Origin of the sequence: Selenihalanaerobacter shriftii (genome assembly GCF_900167185.1) — a bacterium.
Lineage (GTDB): Bacteria > Bacillota > Halanaerobiia > Halobacteroidales > Acetohalobiaceae > Selenihalanaerobacter > Selenihalanaerobacter shriftii.
Genome location: NZ_FUWM01000006.1, coordinates 106,840 through 124,301, shown reverse-complemented (window position 1 = coordinate 124,301; position 17,462 = coordinate 106,840). Strand labels below are relative to the sequence as shown.

The window sequence follows — 17,462 nt, the reverse complement described above, 5'->3', positions numbered from 1 at the left end:
GGCGAAAAATGTATAAAAAAGCACTACTTCTCTTAATGATATTAGCGATTTTAACTGCTGGTTTTATTGGTTATCAGCGCTATCAAGTTGAGAAAGATAATCAAACTGTAGAGTTAGTTTTAGATCTTAATCAGTTGCAAAAACTTAAGTTACCTAATCAGATTAATCTACCTATGCTTTTAGATGAGTATAGAAAATTAGGGGGGACGTCTCTAGCTCTTTCTGAGGCTAATTTAGAAGAGCTAATTACAATAGGAGAAGTAGATTTAGTTACAGATACGGAGCTTAAATTAATAGAAAGAATCTTAGGTCATAAGACAGAAATGACAACTCGCCTCTCTACAGAAACTTCCAAAGAAAATTTAGTATATATTATTTATGAAACTTCTAGTATGAGAAAGAAGATTTTGGATAAATTAGATGCTTATTTAGGTAAGAGCAAGGTAGTAGGAATAGATAGAGAAAATAAGATAATAGCTATTCAGACTACTGAAAAAGAATTATTCTCTTTACCTATGGGATTGCAAGATGAAGAATTAAGATTAATAATTGATTCTGGGTTTAAAGTAGTGCCTAGATTTAGTAATAAATTAGTCAATAATTCTAAGATAGTTAAAAGTAAATTCGATGAATTATCAAAATTACCACCTTCATCCTTATCACAAGTGATCTTTACCGGAGATGAAGTATTGGGTTATCCTAATTATCTATCAGAGACTAAGTCATTATTAATAGATAAGGGATTAAAATTAGGGATAATTGAACCATTTATTGCTTTTCAAAAAGGAGTTAATAAATTAGCAGTTTGGCCGCAAATATCAAGCATAAGAGTGCATAGTGCCCAACAAGGAGAATTTGAGAAATTATCAGTAACCAAAATGGTGAATCGCTATGTAAGAGCTGTTAAAGAAAGAGGAGTTAGGACTTTATATTTAAAGCCTATTTTGAAAGATAGAAATGGACAGACTGCTTATCAATTAACTGATAAATTAATTAATTCTTTAGTAGCTAAATTAGAAACTGAAGGCTATAATTTAGGGGCAGCTGAACCTATATCTAAATTTAGTAGCAGTAAAATTGCTTTAATAATAATTAATTTAGGTGTATTAGCAGCTTTATTCTATTTATTAGAATATTTATTTATATCGGAATATCCTTTAGACTTTTCTAATGGTCTTAAGTTTATTCTCTTTTTAATTACAGCTTTTATTTCAATATTTATGATATTCAAAGGATACCTTCTTTTAAATAGAGAAGTGGTTGCTTTATTAACAGCTATTCTTTTTCCGACTTTAGCCATTTCTACTCTACTGGATAATATTTTTAGAGAGAATCATGGAGATAGAGATTTAGGTATAAAGAATGTAATAATTCTCTTTGGCAAAATTAGTTTAATTACAATTGGTGGAGGGGTTTTATTAACTGGCGCTTTAGGTGATTGGCGATATATGTTAAAAGTTAGACAGTTTAGAGGGGTTAAGCTAGCCTTTGTAGGACCACTTATATTATTTGGTCTCTATTATCTCCATTATAAGTTTTGGATTAATAGAGGAAAAATCACTATTAAAAGAGTTATTAGGAAAGTAAATAATTGGTTAGATAGACCTTTTAAGTTAAAAGATCTTTTGCTTTTAATCTTTTTAGCAGTTATGGGTATAATATATATTGGAAGGACAGGGAATAACCCATTAATTCCAGTGCCTAATTTTGAAATTATCATTCGCCATGGGTTAGAAAGAATATTCTCAGTTAGACCAAGGTTTAAATCATTCTTAATTGGACATCCGTTAATGATTTTAGGGATTTGGTTAATTATAAATCAATATAAGAAATGGGGAGTGCCTCTTATTTTTGGTGGATTGATAGGTCAAATCACCATGATTAATACTCTTTCTCATATACACACACCATTAATAATTAGTAGTCTGCGTGTTGGATTAGGAATTCTTTTAGGTACAGTTATAGGCCTATTATTAATTAGTATAGTAGCATTATTAATTAAACCATGGCAGAGATTAAGAGAGGGGTTAACTTAATGAAGCAAATAGCCATTGTAGGATATTATGGCTTTGATAATGCAGGAGATGAAGCAATCTTAGCATCTATAATCTCTTCCTTAAGAGAGCGAGATTCTGAACTGCAGGTTACTGTGCTTTCAGCTAATCCAGCCAAGACGGCTCAGACCTACAATGTGAAAGCGGTTAATCGTTTTAGCTTTTCTGATATTATAAATATATTTAAAGAAGTAGACCTCTTTATAATTGGTGGAGGTAGTCTATTACAAGATATTACTAGTCAAAAGAGTATATTATATTATCTTGGACTAATATATATAGCTAAACGGATAGGATTACCAGTCTTTTTTTATGGTCAAGGAGTCGGGCCGGTTACTAGACGGTTAAGTAAAGGATTAATGCCTAGAGTCCTTAATCAAGTAGAGAGAATAACTGTACGGGATGAAGATTCAAAAGAATTACTATTAGATTTAGGAGTTAAGAAACAGGTTCAAGTAACTGCAGATCCGGTTTTTGATTTGAGATTACCTGATGAAAAAGAAATAGAAGAGATCATACATAAAGAAGGTATGGATTTATCAGGAGAGGTAATAGGGGTATCAGTGCGTTATTGGCAAGAAAATAGTAATTATCTAGATAAGTTAGCTCAGGTATTAAATAAAGTCCAAGAGGAATTAAATGTTAATATCTGTTTCCTTCCCTTACATTATCCAGTTGATAAGCGAGCCAGTCAAGAATTAGCAGAGAAGATGGGAGTTGAGGTTCAGATTTTAGAAGGAAATTATCATCCTCAACAGATAGCAGGTTTATTTAGTAAGATAGATTTATTAGTAGGGGTTAGATTACATTCTTTAATCTTTGCTGCCATTAATCAGTTACCTATGGTTGGTATATCTTATGACCCTAAAGTAGATAGTTTTTTAGAACGGCTAGATTTAAAACCTGCTGGATATGTAGATGAGTTAAATATAGATAGATTATATAATCAGATTCTAAAGTCGTGGGAACAGAAAGAAGAATTACAACATGAATTAGCAAAGAAAGTAGTTAAATTAAAAGAATTAGCTAGGGAGAATGTAGAATTAGCTTTTCATTTATTATAATATAGGAGTGGTTAGGTGGCAAAGATTAAGATTTTAGATATCTTAATTAATAAAGTAGATATGGTGGCTGCAATTGAGGAAGTAGAGAATTTAATTCAATCAGACTCTTCTCAGCATTTAGTAGTTACACCTAACTCAGAGATGGTAGTTATGGCTCAAGAGGATAAAGTATTAAAAAGAATTATCAATGAGGCTGATCTGGTAGTGCCTGATGGTGTTGGTTTAGTTTTGGCTTCTAAGTTAATGGGAGAACCACTTATAGAGCGAGTAACCGGCATTGATTTAATGGTGGGTTTATTAGAATTAGCAGCTAAGAGAGGATATGGAGTCTATTTCTTAGGAGCAAAGCCAGGAATAATTCCTCAAGTTAAAAAGAGGATTTTGGCGAAGTATCCAGAATTAAAGATAATTGGAACACATCATGGCTATTTAGATGATAAGAGTGAGAAGCAAGTAATCGAGGAGATTAATTATTTGAATCCTGAACTTCTTTTTGTAGGAATGGGAGTTCCACTTCAAGAAAAATGGCTTGATAAGAATCTAGATAGACTTAAAGTACCTATTAGTATCGGAGTTGGTGGTAGTTTTGATGTTTTAGCTGGTGAAAAGAAGAGAGCTCCAATTTGGATTCAAAAATTAAATTTAGAGTGGTTATATCGTCTTATTCAAGAACCACAGAGAATTTATAGGATCTTAGCTTTGCCTAAATTCGTCTATCTAGTGATAACTAGAGAAGTTTTAGGTTAGAATATTAGAGATTACTGTGAGGGTGTTAAGATGAAGAAAGAGACATTATACGATTATATAGGAATTACTATCGGAAGTATATTGACAGCAATGGGGCTAGTAATGTTTTTAGTACCCAATAAGATTGCTGCTGGAGGAGTCAGTGGGATAGCGACTGTACTCCATTATCTCTTTGATTCACCTGTAGGAATGACTATGTTAGCCATTAATGTTCCTTTATTTATAACTGGAGTAAAAATTTTAGGGGTTACACTTGGAGTAAGAACCCTTTATGGTATTTTAACATTATCATTGGCTACTGATTATTTAACTCCTTTTTTACCGTCGTTAACTAGTGACCCATTATTGGCGGCTATCTATGGTGGAGCCTTATCTGGGGCAGGTTTAGGAATAGTATTTAAATTTAAAGGTACTACAGGCGGGACAGATTTAGTAGCTAGATTAATTAACCATTTCTTTGGTTTTAGTGTTGGTAGAGGGCTATTAATGATTGATTTTTTAGTGATTACCTTTGCTGCTATTGTCTTCAATGCTGAATTAGCTTTATATGCTTTAATAGCGCTTTTGATAACTAGCAAGACTATAGATCTAATTCAAGAAGGGTTTAGTATTTCTAAAGGTACTTTTATTATTTCAGATGAAGGTGAAAGAATTAGAGAGGAGATTATGCAGAGGTTAGAGAGAGGAGTAACAGTTTTAAAAGGAAAAGGTGGCTTTACAGAAGCTGATAAAGAAGTGTTATTATGTGTTATTAGTCGATCAGAGGTTGCTAGGTTAAAAAGTTTAGTCAATGATATAGATCAAGATGCTTTTGTGATTATTACTGATGTTCACGAAGTATTAGGTGAAGGGTTTAATGAAAATCTGGTTAAGTCTTAAATTTATAAAGGAGGTTTAAATAGAAGATGACAGATGTTAAGGAATTAGAGAAGAAAGCTAAAGAGATTAGACGTAGTATTTTAGAAATGGTAGCAAAAGCAGGTTCTGGTCATCCTGGTGGCTCTTTATCAGCTACTGATATAGTAACTACTTTATATTTTAATGAGATGAATCTAGACCCTAAAAATCCAGGTTGGGAGGACAGAGATAGATTTGTGCTTTCTAAAGGTCATGCTGCTCCTGTGCTGTATGCAGCTTTAGCAGAGAAAGAATACTTTCCTAAGGATGAATTACAGACTTTAAGAAGATTAGATAGTCATTTACAAGGTCATCCTGATATGAAGAAAACTTCAGGAGTAGATATGACTACTGGTTCTTTAGGACAAGGTATTTCTGCCGCTGTAGGTATGGCATTAGCAGGTAAGTTAGATCAAAAGGATTATCGAGTCTTTACTATGTTAGGTGATGGTGAGATCGAAGAAGGACAAGTTTGGGAAGCAGCTATGTCGGCAGTTCACTATAACTTGGACAACCTAATCGGGTTTGTAGATTACAATCAAGTACAGTTAGTAGGTAAAACAAAAGATGTAATGGATGTTCATCCAGTAGTTGAAAAGTTTGAAGCCTTTGGTTGGTACGTAATAGAGATTGATGGACATAATATTTCAGAAATCTTAGATGCGTTAGAAGAAGCTAATAAAGTAGAAGGTCAACCAATAATGATTGTTGCTAATACTGTTAAAGGAAAAGGAGTTTCCTTTATGGAGGGTACAGCAGCTTGGCACGGGAAGGCACCTGATGCAGAGCAGCTAAAAGAAGCGTTAGGAGAGCTTGCGTAAAAAGTTATCAGTGTCAGGAATACAGTGTCAGAGAAAGAGACTAATACAGATAGCTGACACAGACACTGGCAACTGAAAATTGAAAACTGATTAAGGAGGAATTACATAAATGTCTGAAAAGATTGCAACTAGAGATGCTTATGGAGAGGCATTATTAGAGTTAGGAAAAGAGAATGAGAATATTGTGGTATTCGATGCTGATGTAGGCTCATCAACAAGAGTAAAAAATTTCGCAGCAGAATTTCCAGAACGTTTCTTCCAGATGGGAATTGCTGAACAGAATATGGTAGGAACTGCTGCAGGAATGGCTACTGCTGGTAAAGTTCCATTTGTCAGTACTTTTGCAGTATTCGGAAGTTCACGAGTAGCGGATCAGATCAGAAATTCTATTGCTTATCCAAATTTAAATGTTAAGATTGCTGTTACTCATGCTGGGATTACTGTTGGTGAAGATGGGGCTACTCATCAAGCTATTGAAGATATTGGAATTATGCGTTCTATTCCAAATATGACAGTTATTGTTCCCGGGGATGCTGTAGAGGCTAAAGCAGTAGTGGAAGCAGCTGTAGATTATGACGGGCCAGTTTATATGCGGTTTACCCGTGGCGGAGTTCCAGTGGTCTTTGATGAAGAAGATTATGAATTCAAATGGGGTAAAGTAATGCCGATTAAAGAAGGTAGCGATTTAACAATCTTTGCTACTGGAGTTATGGTTGGTGAAGCTTTAGATGCAGCAAATCGCCTGGCAGAAGAAGGTATAGATGTTGAAGTAGTTAATGTACATACTATTAAACCGATTGATGTTGAAGGAGTAGTTGCTTCTGCTAAAAAGACTGGAGCAGTAGTGACTGCCGAAGAGCATAATATCTATGGTGGTTTAGGTAGTGCTGTTGCTGAAGCATTAGGTGAAAATTATCCTGTACCTATGAAGCGAGTAGGAATTAAAGATACCTTCGGACGTTCTGGAGGTCCAGAAGAGTTAATGGATTACTTTGAAATTAGTGCAAAGCATATAATCAGTGCTGTAAAAGAAGTACTAGATAAAAAATAAGGTAAAGAAGCCGTGGCTATAAGTCGCGGCTTTTTTTAATATCTAAGAAATTAAACTTTATTTAAAATTGTGTATAAACCCACTAATTTCTTACATATACATAATTATATAAATCATCCTAATATTTTTTGATAAATTTTTTTTTAAAGACAGGAAATAAGGGTATTACCTAGAAATGATTAATAGAGAAGATAAGATTATTCTAAATAGATTAAAGTATGTATAGAAAGGTAGTGGAAAAAGCATGTTCAAAAGAAAGAGAAGTATAGTTGGTATTTTGTTAATTATTGCGTTAATTTTGGGAGCAGGTACATTAGGTTTCTTCATTAGAGATGTACAGGCTAACAATTATTCATTATCTAGGAAAGTGCCTCAAAAGTTTGGAACTTTTAAAAATGTATTAAGTATTGTAGAACAATACTATGTTAAGGAAGTGGATATAAATAAACTTTTAACTGGTGCCATTGAAGGGATGTTGGATTCTTTAGATGATCCTTATACTACATATCTCTCAGAAGAGGATTATAAAGGGATGAAAGAAGACTTCAAAGGTGAATTTGGTGGTATTGGTATTATAATAACTATGTTAGATGATAAATTAACCATTGTTTCTCCAATTGAAGGTACTCCTGGTTCGAAAGCCAATTTACAAGCTAAAGATATCATTATTAAGATTGATGATCATTCAACAGAAAAGATGTCTATTAATAAAGCAGTAAGTTTAATGAAAGGGAAACCAGGAACAAAAGTAGAGTTAACAATTAAACGTAATTTAAACGAAGAAGGATCTGATAAGACAGATTCATCGGCTAAAAATGAAGAAAAGTCTAACTATAAAAAAATCAAAGTGAATATTACTAGGGCTATGATAGATGTTCCATATGTTAAATCAGAAGTAAAAGCAGATAATATTGGCTACATTAGAGTTACACAATTTGCTAAGGATGTAGGAAAAGACGTACAAAAGGAGTTAGAAAAATTACAGAAGAAGAATGTGAAAGGGATTATCTTGGATTTAAGAAATAATCCAGGAGGTATCTTAGATGAAGCAGTAGATTTAACAAGTAACTTTATACCTAATGGTCCAATAGTTCATGTTAAGCAACGAAATGGAGAGAAGGAAACATTATTAGCTTCTACAGAAATCAAGCCGGTTGATTATCCATTAGTAGTATTAATTAATAAAGGGAGTGCAAGTGCTTCTGAGATAGTTGCAGGAGCCATTCAGGATACTGAGACTGGAGTTCTAATTGGAAATACAACATTTGGGAAAGGGGTTGTGCAGACGGTTGTTTCTTTAGATGATGGATCAGCTTTAAAGTTAACTACTGCACGTTATTATACTCCAAATGAACGATATATTAATCATAAAGGAATTGACCCTGATATTAAGATTAAGTATGATTCAGAGACTGAACAAGATGAACAGTTACAGAAAGCTATTAAACATTTGAAGAAAAAGATTAAGAATAAAAAAGCAGAATTTAAATCAGCTAGTTAAATTTACAGATGAAGAAAGGGAATTGAATATGAAATTAACGACGCAAAAGAAGATAATACTTCTAATTATAGGAGTATTAATTATATCAGTTATTGCTGCATGTAGTAATCCAGACGTCTCTGAGAAAAAAGAAGAAAAAATTAAGGAATTAGATTATACAAAACTAAGCAAAGAGATCAAAGAGAGCATAAATAATTATTGGAATAGACAAGAGATTGATGTTAAATCAAAACTTATTGAAATTAATCAGGAAGAAAAGATAATAGATGGTAAGAAAATCATTTGGAAAAGCGAGAAGCTACAAGTGAATTTGCCTTTTCCTGCTAGACATAAGATAGAAATAGATAGATTAATTGAAGGTTTAACAAAAAGCATTGATAAACAGAAAATAGATTTCAACTTAAGAAATAGGCTAACGAAAAAGAATCAAGAAGAAGCATTAATAGAGATTACTTTTCGACCAGAGGAGGTAACTTCTGAAACTTTAGTTACTTATCGATTAAAATTAATTCAACCACAAATTAAAGCCAAGATGGCTTTTGTTATTGATGACTTAGGTTTTAATCGGGCTGGCACTGAAGAATTGTTAGAGATAGACAGACAAATAACGGTAGCAGTATTGCCTTTTCGACCATATTCTACTCAAGATGCAAAAGGATCTAAAGAAGCTGGTCATCAAGTTTTACTACATCTACCTATGGAGCCTGTTTCTGAGGTAGATCCTGGTGCTGGTGCTATTTATGTAGATATGTCTAGTACAGAGATTGCAGAGCAAATAAAGAAGGATATTGATAATTTAGGTGTAGATATAGCTGGTGTTAATAATCATATGGGATCAAAGGCTACAGCTAATGAGAAGGTGATGGAAGTAGTCTTAGATTACTTACGGAAGCAAGAACTCTTCTTTGTCGACAGTAGTACAGCTCCTAACTCAGTTGTGCCAGCTATGGCCCAGAGGGTTGATGAAGCTTATGCTGTTAATTATCTATTCATTGATAATGTTGACAATAAAGCAGAAGTTAAAAAGCAGATTAAAAAATTAGCTGAAGTAGCTTTAAAGAAAGGTGAACTAATAACAATTGGACATGTTCGACCTAATACTGCTTTAGCTATTCAAGAAATGATTCCTAAGTTAGAAGAGATGGGGATTCAGTTAGTATATGTTTCTGAATTAACTGAAGGAATTCAATAGGAGATTAAGGCTCAGTTATCTATAAGATAATTGAGCTTTTTTTCTTTTATTACAGAATGTTTCATGTAAAACATTTCCACAACCTTTACTTAACAAATGAATTCTGTTATAATAATAGTAACTATTACTAATAAGGTTGTGATAGATATGATAAAAGAAGAATTGAAAAGGATTATCAGCCAACAAAGAAAGTTATTACGAATGAATGTATCTGATAAAGGTAGTTTTTCACATGAAGATATCCTATCTTTAAGCCAAGAACTGGATAAGCTAATCTTAAAACATATGGAATTAGATAAAGAAGATAAATAACTAGCTTTTTTAATTTTATTTAATTATGTTATAATAGAAATGTTAGGAGGCGATAATGATGCCTGAATTTGAGTTAATTTCAGAATATAGTCCTTGTGGGGATCAACCAAAGGCTATTGAGCAGTTAACTGCTGGAGTAGAAGCAGGAATGAGGGATCAGACCCTTTTAGGTGTTACTGGCTCTGGTAAAACATTTACTATGGCTAATTTGATTGAAAGAGTACAGAAGCCGACTTTAGTAATTGCTCATAATAAGACTTTAGCTGCCCAACTTTGTAGTGAATTTAGAGATTTTTTTCCTAATAATGCTGTAGAATACTTTGTTAGTTATTATGATTATTATCAACCAGAGGCTTATGTACCTCAGACTGATACTTATATAGAGAAGGATGCGTCCATCAATGAAGAAGTAGATAAATTGAGACTAGCAGCTACTAGTAAACTTTTTGAAAGAGAAGATGTAATTATTGTAGCTAGTGTTTCATGTATTTATGGTTTAGGTTCACCGGCGGATTATTTAGATTTAACCTGTTCTTTAAAGAAAGGAGAAATTAAGGATAGACGTGATATTACTAGAGAATTAGTACACATTCAATATAAAAGAAATAACTTTGACTTAAATAGAGGTAGTTTTCGAGTCAGAGGTGATGTTATAGAAATTCACCCAGCATATGAAGAAAAAGTATATCGAGTAGAGTTATTTGGAGATGAAATAGATAGATTAAGAGAAGTAAACCCATTAACCGGAGAAATTAAAGAAGAATTAAAAGAGTTAACTATTTATCCGGCAAGTCACTTTGTTACTAAGGAGGAGAAACTACAAAGAGCTATTAAGAGTATTAGAGCTGAATTAGGAGAGCAATTAGAGAAGTTACGTAGTCAGGACAAGCTTTTAGAGGCTCAGAGAGTAGAACAGAGGACTAAATATGATTTAGAAATGTTAGAGGAGGTAGGATTCTGTCAAGGTATTGAAAATTATTCAAGACACTTGGCCAATAGATCACCAGGTTCTAGACCACAAACTTTAATTGATTACTTTCCTGATGATTTCTTACTTCTAATTGATGAATCTCATAAGACTATTCCACAAATCGGTGGAATGTATGCTGGAGATAGAGCTAGAAAGCAGAAGCTAGTAGAACATGGATTTAGACTCCCGTCTGCTTTGGATAATAGACCGTTAAACTTTTCTGAATTCGAAAAAACAATAGATCAAGCAGCCTATATCTCAGCTACTCCTGGACCTTATGAACATGAAAATAGCAAGCAAATAGTAGAACAGATTATTAGACCTACTGGTTTAATTGATCCACAGATAGAAGTAAGGCCAATTAAAGGACAGATTGATGATTTATTAGGAGAGATTCAAAAAGTAGTAGAAGATGATGAACGAGTCTTAATTACTACATTAACTAAAAGAATGTCTGAAGATTTAACTGAATATCTAGCTGAGGCTGGAATTAAGGTTAGATATCTTCATTCTGATATAGATACTATTGAACGGTTAGAGATTATTCGTGATTTAAGGAAAGGTGAATTTGATGTTTTAGTAGGAATTAACCTTTTAAGAGAAGGTTTGGATTTACCAGAAGTTTCACTGGTAGCTATTTTAGATGCAGATAAAGAAGGGTTCTTGCGTTCAACTCGTTCATTGGTGCAGACTATTGGACGAGCTGCTCGTAATGTCAATGGTAGGGTGATTATGTATGCAGATAAGATGACAGATTCAATGAAATCAGCTATTGATGAGACAGATCGAAGAAGACGAATTCAACAAGACTTTAATGAAAAGAACAATATTACACCACAGACTATAATCAAGCCGATTAGAGAGGTAATTCGACCGGTCGATATGGTAGCTGAAAATAATGATGTGGATTATGGTGTAGATTCGGATACCGAGAAAGAAGACTTGACAAAAGAAGAAATTGAACAACTATTAATAGAATTAGAAGAAGAGATGGAAGAGGCATCAGCTAATTTAGAATTTGAATTAGCAGCTCAAATTAGAGATGAGATTGAGGAACTAGAACAAGAGCTTTCAAATTGAAAGCATAAATAAAATAATATCGGAGGTAATTAGTGATGGCTAAGGATAAGATTATAGTTAAAGGAGCACAAGAGCATAATTTAAAGAATATAGATGTAGAAATTCCCCGAGATGAGTTGATCGTAATTACTGGATTAAGTGGTTCTGGTAAATCTTCTCTGGCTTTTGACACTATTTATGCTGAAGGGCAGCGGAGATATGTAGAATCATTATCTGCTTATGCCCGACAATTTTTAGGTCAGATGGAGAAGCCAAAGGTAGAGTATATTGAAGGCCTATCTCCTTCAATTTCAATTGATCAAAAGACTACTAGTCAAAACCCTCGTTCTACAGTAGGGACTGTCACGGAGATATATGATTATTTACGATTATTATATGCTAGAGTTGGGACCCCTCATTGTCCAGAATGTGGAGATCAGATATCTTCGCAGACGATTGATGAAATTGTAGAACAAGTATCAGATTTCGAAGAAAGAACTAAGTTGCAGATTCTAGCTCCAGTAGTTAAAGATCGTAAAGGTGAACACCAAGATGTTCTCAAAAATATTCAACGTGAAGGTTACGTACGGGTTAAGATTGATGGGGAAGTAAGAGATGTTGCTGAAGAGATTAATTTAGATAAGAATAAACGTCATCGAATTGAAGTAGTTATTGATCGTTTAATTATTAAAGATGGAATTAAAGAAAGATTGGCGGATTCATTAGAGACTGCTTTAGAATTAGGGGAAGGATTAGTAATTGTAGATATTATAGATGAAGTAGAACATCTTTTTAGTGTGCATTTTGCTTGTCCTGATTGTGGTATTAATTTAGAAGAATTAACTCCACGAATGTTTTCTTTTAATAGTCCTTATGGTGCTTGTTCAACCTGTGATGGTTTAGGTTCAAAACGGGAATTTGATCCTGATTTAATCTTAGAACATGACAAATCGATTAATGATGGGGCTATTCTGCCTTGGCGTAGATCTAGAAGTCGTTACTACCCACAATTATTAACAGCATTAGCTAAACATTTTAATTTCAGTTTGGATACGCCATTAAGAGGGTTAGATGATGAAATTATTGATATTATCTTATATGGTTCTTCAGAGGAATTAAAGTTTAAGTATACTAATCGTTATAATCGAACTAGGATGCATGAAACGAAGTTTAAAGGGGTTATTGGGTATTTAAGAAGAAAAACTAGAGAAACAAAGTCTGATAAATCTAGAAAACGATTAGAAAAATATATGAGCATTGGTAACTGTCCGGACTGTGAAGGTGGTAGGTTAAGACCAGAAAGCCTAGCGGTTACAGTTGGTGGACGTTCAATTAAAGAAGTAACAGATATACCTATTGAAGACACACTTGCCTTCTTTAATAATATAGAATTAGATGAACGTGAGGAAATAATAGGAGGTCAAATTTTAAAAGAAATTAGAGAACGATTAACTTTCTTAAATAATGTAGGACTTGATTATTTAACTTTAAGCCGTTCAGCTGGTACATTATCCGGAGGGGAAGCACAGAGAATTAGACTAGCTACTCAAATAGGTTCAAGTCTAGTAGGAGTACTTTATATTCTTGATGAACCTAGTATTGGCTTGCATCAAAGAGATAATGAACGACTGATTAGGACATTAAAGGATTTAAGAGATGTCGGGAATACAGTTATTGTAGTAGAACATGATGAAGAGACTATTCGATCAGCTGATCATGTTATAGATATAGGTCCAGGGGCTGGTAGGCATGGGGGACGAATAGTAGCCCAAGGTAAGACTGAGGATATGATAAAAGCAGAAGAATCACTGACTGGAAAGTATCTTGCTGGTGAAAAAGAAATTCCTATACCAGAAGAAAGGTATCGATCTAATGGTAAATACTTAGAGATAAAAGGAGCTAGTCAACATAATTTAAAAGATATAGATGTTGAAATCCCATTAGGGGTTTTCACTTGTATAACTGGAGTTTCTGGGTCAGGAAAGAGTACCTTAATTAATCAAACTTTAAATAAAAAATTAATGCAGGAGATCTATCAATCTAAAGATAAACCAGGGCAATATGATGAAATATTAGGTATAGAAGAGATAGATAAAGTGATTAATATTGATCAATCACCTATTGGTAGGACTCCTCGGTCAAATCCAGCTACGTATACGAAAGTATTTAATTATATTAGAGAAATATTTGCTAAAACACCAGAAGCAAAACGTCGTGGTTATAAGAAAGGACGTTTTAGCTTTAATGTAAAAGGTGGCCGCTGTGAGGCCTGTAGTGGTGATGGGATTATCAAGATTGAGATGCATTTCTTAGCAGATGTCTATGTGCCGTGTGAAGTCTGTGAAGGGGAACGATATAACAATGAAACTTTAGAGATTAAATATAAAGGTAAGACGGTAGCTGATGTATTAGATATGATAGTAGAAGAAGCATTGGAATTCTTTGAGCATATTCCTAAGATCAAACGGAGACTACAGACTTTATATGATGTTGGCCTAGGTTATATGAAATTAGGTCAACCGGCTACAACTCTTTCTGGAGGAGAAGCTCAACGAGTCAAATTAGCTACTGAATTGAGTAAGAGAAGCACTGGGAATACAGTCTATATTTTGGATGAGCCAACGACAGGATTACATTTTGAAGATGTTAAAAAATTATTAGAAGTATTAAAGAGGTTAAGAGAAGGCGGTAACACAGTTATTGTAATTGAACATAACTTAGATGTTATTAAGTCTGCCGATTATATAATAGATTTAGGTCCAGAAGGCGGTCGAGATGGAGGAGAAGTAATTACTACAGGAACTCCAGAAGAAGTAGCTGAGGTTAAAGAATCTTATACAGGGCAATTTTTACAAGAAATATTATAATAACAGATTATAATATCACGTATTATTAGTCTGTGAGCTGTCTATGTAAGTCTGTGTCTAATTATTTTTAAGGTTTTAATTGTCAATTGGCAATTAAATTATGGGGTGTTTATATTATGAAATTAGAGCAACAATTAGATAACCTACCTAATAGTCCAGGGGTTTATTTAATGCAGAATAAATCTGGACAAGTAATTTATGTAGGTAAAGCTAAATCATTGCGGAAAAGAGTTAGATCTTATTTTCAAAAGTCTAGAAACCATTCATTAAAGACAAAAGCATTAGTTAAAAGAATATCTGATCTTGATTATATTCTAACAGACTCTGAAGTAGAGGCTTTAATTCTAGAAGCTACCATGATTAAAAAATATAATCCTAAATTTAATATTAGATTAAAGGATGATAAGACCTATCCTTATATTAAAATAACTACTAATGAAGATTATCCTAGGGTATTTATGACTAGGATTGTAAAGAAGGATGGGGCTAAATATTTCGGTCCTTATACTAATGTTAATGCCGTACGTAAAACTTTAAAATTATTAAGAGATTTATTCCCCTTAAGAAATTGCAAAAAGAAATTGACTGAGCAAAAAAAAGAGGAACGTGCTTGTTTAAATTATCATATTGAAAAGTGTTTAGGTCCTTGTATTGAAGAGATTCCATCAAATGAATATCAAAATATGGTAAAAGAGGTCCAACTCTTTCTAGAAGGGAAACAGCAGGATTTAATTAAGGAATTAGAAGGCCAAATGCAAGAGGTAGCTGAAAAAAGAGACTTTGAAATAGCAGCTGAACTTCGCGATCAGATTACAGCTATTAAAAAAATAACTAAAAAACAGAAGATGGTTTCACCTAATTTTGAAGATCAGGATGTAATTGCTACTGCTCATGAAGATGATTTAGCCTGCGTGCAGATTATGGTAGTTAGAAATGGACGTTTAGTAGGTGAGGAAGATTTTATTATGGAGGGTACATCAATTGAAGCCATAGATGAAACCTTAACTGCATTCCTCAAACAGTACTATATGAATACTAATTATATTCCAAAAGAGATTTTGCTAGAAATTGAAATCGAGGATAAAGAGATAATAGAGGATTGGTTAAATGAAAAAAGAGGTTCCCGGGTTCATCTAAAGACTCCTCAACGAGGAGCTAAAAAAGAGTTAGTAAATATGGCCCAAAGGAATGCTAAGTATAATCTAAAAGATTATCTAATTAAGTCTGATTATCAGAGTCGTAAGCCTCTTAAAGGAGTAAGCCAGCTACAGACTTATTTAGATTTAGATAAGCCCCCAATTAGAGTAGAAGGCTTTGATATTTCAAATATTCAAGGTACAGATCCAGTAGCTTCATTAGTTGTCTTCGAAAATGGGAGGCCCAAAAAGAGCGATTATCGAAGATTTAAGATTAAGACAGTAGAGGGTCCAAATGATTTTGCTATGATGGAAGAAGTTGTTCAGCGGAGATATTCTCGTTTAGTTAATGAAGGGCAACAGATGCCAGATTTAATCTTAATAGATGGCGGGAAAGGGCAGTTGAATTTTGCTTTAAAAATTTTAGATAATTTAGGGGTAGCAGATCAACCTATCTTTGGTTTAGCAAAAAGAGAAGAAGAGGTTTTTGTGAAAGATAGACAGAACCCGATCATCTTGCCTAGAGATTCAGAGGCCTTATATCTAATTCAGCGTATAAGAGATGAAGCCCATAGATTTGCTGTTAATTATCATCGGAAGCTGCGGTCAAGGCGGGTCACTCATTCGATGTTAGATGATATTCCAGGAATAGGTGAAAAGAGGAGAAAGAGTCTATTAAAATATTTTGGTTCTTTAGATAAGATTCGTAAGGCATCAATTGAGGAACTTGGTGAAGTGCATGGTATTAGTCAAAAGATGGCTACTACTATTTATAATTATTTAAAAGAGCATACTAGACCTTAAAATATATGTCTTTAAAAGGAACTACTCTTTCTTTGTTGAATATAATCATTAGTGAGTAACTTAAACAAGGAGAGGATAGCTTTGAATTTAAATGATAAACTTTATCGTTCAAGTACAGATAAAATGGTTGCTGGTATTTGTGGTGGGATTAGTGAATATTTTGGTGTTGACTCTACAATTGTGAGATTAATATGGGTTTTATTATTCATTGGAGCAGGAGCAGGTTTTATTGCTTATATCTTATGTTGGATAATCATACCAAAAAAGAATTGAAGAGATCAGTGTCAGCGGTCGGTGGCAGTTAAATTAACTAGCACAGACAACTGGCACTGATAGTAAATGTTAAAGAATTTATATTCGTCTATTTTCTTCTACTTGAGCATCTAATAATTCGTCATCAATGGTACTATAATCATCGCCATCCATAGTAATCATCCCCTTATTTTCTAAAATTTGAGTTACTTCTGCCCAACTACTTCGTTTTTCTTCAGGTAATTCTAAAATGAAATTATTAATTTCTTCGATTGGGACATTATTTTTAACTTTCATACCTCCAAATTTCATGTGCTGTTCTATCTGTTTAAACATAAATTATTCCTCCTATTATAAATTATATAGTTAATATTGATAATTTGGTTTTAGTATTTGAATTTAGATTGATTTTAATAACTAGTAAAATTATTCATTTTATGAGATCAATGTTTTTTGGTCTCTCTTTTTTTATTGCCGAAGAATTAAGTTTTCCCGGGAAATTTATCAATATTTTTATTATTGAATACTTTTTTTGAAAAGTGACAAAGATAATAATAAAATTTGTAGTTAATTAGAGAAATTAATTTAATGGAGAATCAGCAATTATTAATATGTTAATTAAATATTTAATGGTTGACAAGTTAGATAAGATATGTTACTCTTTCTATAGACATACCCCTTAAGGGTATATAAAGAGTGATTATTATTTATATTTAATATAAATGCGAAGGAGGG

At 33.2% G+C, this 17,462-nt stretch carries 14 protein-coding genes; 13 read left to right on the top strand and 1 reads right to left on the bottom strand.

Annotated elements, in window-relative coordinates; all coding sequences use genetic code 11:
* Window positions 1-8 precede the first annotated feature (8 nt).
* The 13 genes from B5D41_RS03960 to B5D41_RS03900 all read left to right on the top strand — a co-directional run bounded on the left by B5D41_RS03960 (window position 9) and on the right by B5D41_RS03900 (window position 16,748).
* Window positions 9-2,036 carry a DUF5693 family protein gene (locus B5D41_RS03960; RefSeq protein ID WP_078809311.1) on the top strand — a complete coding sequence of 676 codons (2,028 nt, stop codon included), beginning with the start codon at window positions 9-11 and terminating at the stop codon, window positions 2,034-2,036.
* Window positions 2,036-3,118 (top strand): polysaccharide pyruvyl transferase CsaB, encoded by a 1,083-nt coding sequence (csaB, locus tag B5D41_RS03955; RefSeq protein WP_078809310.1) that lies wholly within the window; start codon window positions 2,036-2,038, stop codon window positions 3,116-3,118. Before B5D41_RS03960 ends, csaB begins: the two co-directional genes overlap by 1 nt.
* A gap of 15 nt (window positions 3,119-3,133) precedes the next feature.
* Complete coding sequence (locus tag B5D41_RS03950) at window positions 3,134-3,865, top strand: WecB/TagA/CpsF family glycosyltransferase (protein ID WP_078809309.1); 732 nt, start codon at window positions 3,134-3,136, stop codon at window positions 3,863-3,865.
* Window positions 3,866-3,895: 30 nt separating this feature from the next.
* Window positions 3,896-4,744, top strand: coding sequence for a YitT family protein (locus B5D41_RS03945; protein WP_078809308.1), 849 nt, complete (start codon window positions 3,896-3,898; stop codon window positions 4,742-4,744).
* Between the two features lie 26 nt (window positions 4,745-4,770).
* Complete coding sequence (locus B5D41_RS03940; RefSeq protein ID WP_078809307.1) at window positions 4,771-5,583, top strand: transketolase; 813 nt, start codon at window positions 4,771-4,773, stop codon at window positions 5,581-5,583.
* 109 nt (window positions 5,584-5,692) lie between these two features.
* Window positions 5,693-6,634 carry a transketolase family protein gene (locus tag B5D41_RS03935; RefSeq protein WP_078809306.1) on the top strand — a complete coding sequence of 314 codons (942 nt, stop codon included), beginning with the start codon at window positions 5,693-5,695 and terminating at the stop codon, window positions 6,632-6,634.
* Window positions 6,635-6,878: 244 nt separating this feature from the next.
* Entirely contained in the window at window positions 6,879-8,135 is a 1,257-nt protein-coding gene (locus B5D41_RS03930) for a S41 family peptidase (RefSeq protein ID WP_078809305.1), read from the top strand.
* Window positions 8,136-8,163: 28 nt separating this feature from the next.
* A complete protein-coding gene (locus tag B5D41_RS03925) occupies window positions 8,164-9,327 on the top strand; it encodes a divergent polysaccharide deacetylase family protein (protein ID WP_078809304.1) in 1,164 nt (387 codons plus the stop codon).
* Between the two features lie 147 nt (window positions 9,328-9,474).
* Complete coding sequence (locus tag B5D41_RS03920) at window positions 9,475-9,639, top strand: Spo0E family sporulation regulatory protein-aspartic acid phosphatase (protein ID WP_159442877.1); 165 nt, start codon at window positions 9,475-9,477, stop codon at window positions 9,637-9,639.
* A gap of 58 nt (window positions 9,640-9,697) precedes the next feature.
* Window positions 9,698-11,689: an excinuclease ABC subunit UvrB gene (gene uvrB, locus B5D41_RS03915; RefSeq protein WP_078809302.1), complete on the top strand. Its 1,992-nt coding sequence runs from the start codon at window positions 9,698-9,700 to the stop codon at window positions 11,687-11,689.
* A 35-nt stretch (window positions 11,690-11,724) separates the two neighbouring features.
* On the top strand, window positions 11,725-14,535 hold the full coding sequence (gene uvrA, locus B5D41_RS03910; RefSeq protein WP_078809301.1) for an excinuclease ABC subunit UvrA: 2,811 nt from the start codon (window positions 11,725-11,727) through the stop codon (window positions 14,533-14,535).
* Window positions 14,536-14,651: 116 nt separating this feature from the next.
* A complete protein-coding gene (uvrC, locus tag B5D41_RS03905) occupies window positions 14,652-16,475 on the top strand; it encodes an excinuclease ABC subunit UvrC (protein WP_078809300.1) in 1,824 nt (607 codons plus the stop codon).
* A gap of 81 nt (window positions 16,476-16,556) precedes the next feature.
* Complete coding sequence (locus tag B5D41_RS03900) at window positions 16,557-16,748, top strand: PspC domain-containing protein (RefSeq protein ID WP_234983886.1); 192 nt, start codon at window positions 16,557-16,559, stop codon at window positions 16,746-16,748.
* A 78-nt stretch (window positions 16,749-16,826) separates the two neighbouring features.
* On the opposite strand, the gene B5D41_RS03895 is transcribed toward B5D41_RS03900, so the two are convergent.
* Window positions 16,827-17,063: a hypothetical protein gene (locus B5D41_RS03895; protein ID WP_078809299.1), complete on the bottom strand. Its 237-nt coding sequence runs from the start codon at window positions 17,061-17,063 to the stop codon at window positions 16,827-16,829.
* Between the last annotated feature and the right edge of the window lie 399 nt (window positions 17,064-17,462).

Coding starts and splice junctions, on each gene's coding strand:
- B5D41_RS03895 (WP_078809299.1), bottom strand. CDS start 17,063: ATGTTTAAACAGATAGAACAGCACATGAAATTTGGAGGTATGAAAGTT.
- B5D41_RS03925 (WP_078809304.1), top strand. CDS start 8,164: ATGAAATTAACGACGCAAAAGAAGATAATACTTCTAATTATAGGAGTA.
- uvrA (WP_078809301.1), top strand. CDS start 11,725: ATGGCTAAGGATAAGATTATAGTTAAAGGAGCACAAGAGCATAATTTA.
- B5D41_RS03920 (WP_159442877.1), top strand. CDS start 9,475: ATGATAAAAGAAGAATTGAAAAGGATTATCAGCCAACAAAGAAAGTTA.
- B5D41_RS03940 (WP_078809307.1), top strand. CDS start 4,771: ATGACAGATGTTAAGGAATTAGAGAAGAAAGCTAAAGAGATTAGACGT.
- uvrB (WP_078809302.1), top strand. CDS start 9,698: ATGCCTGAATTTGAGTTAATTTCAGAATATAGTCCTTGTGGGGATCAA.
- B5D41_RS03930 (WP_078809305.1), top strand. CDS start 6,879: ATGTTCAAAAGAAAGAGAAGTATAGTTGGTATTTTGTTAATTATTGCG.
- csaB (WP_078809310.1), top strand. CDS start 2,036: ATGAAGCAAATAGCCATTGTAGGATATTATGGCTTTGATAATGCAGGA.
- B5D41_RS03945 (WP_078809308.1), top strand. CDS start 3,896: ATGAAGAAAGAGACATTATACGATTATATAGGAATTACTATCGGAAGT.
- uvrC (WP_078809300.1), top strand. CDS start 14,652: ATGAAATTAGAGCAACAATTAGATAACCTACCTAATAGTCCAGGGGTT.
- B5D41_RS03935 (WP_078809306.1), top strand. CDS start 5,693: ATGTCTGAAAAGATTGCAACTAGAGATGCTTATGGAGAGGCATTATTA.
- B5D41_RS03960 (WP_078809311.1), top strand. CDS start 9: ATGTATAAAAAAGCACTACTTCTCTTAATGATATTAGCGATTTTAACT.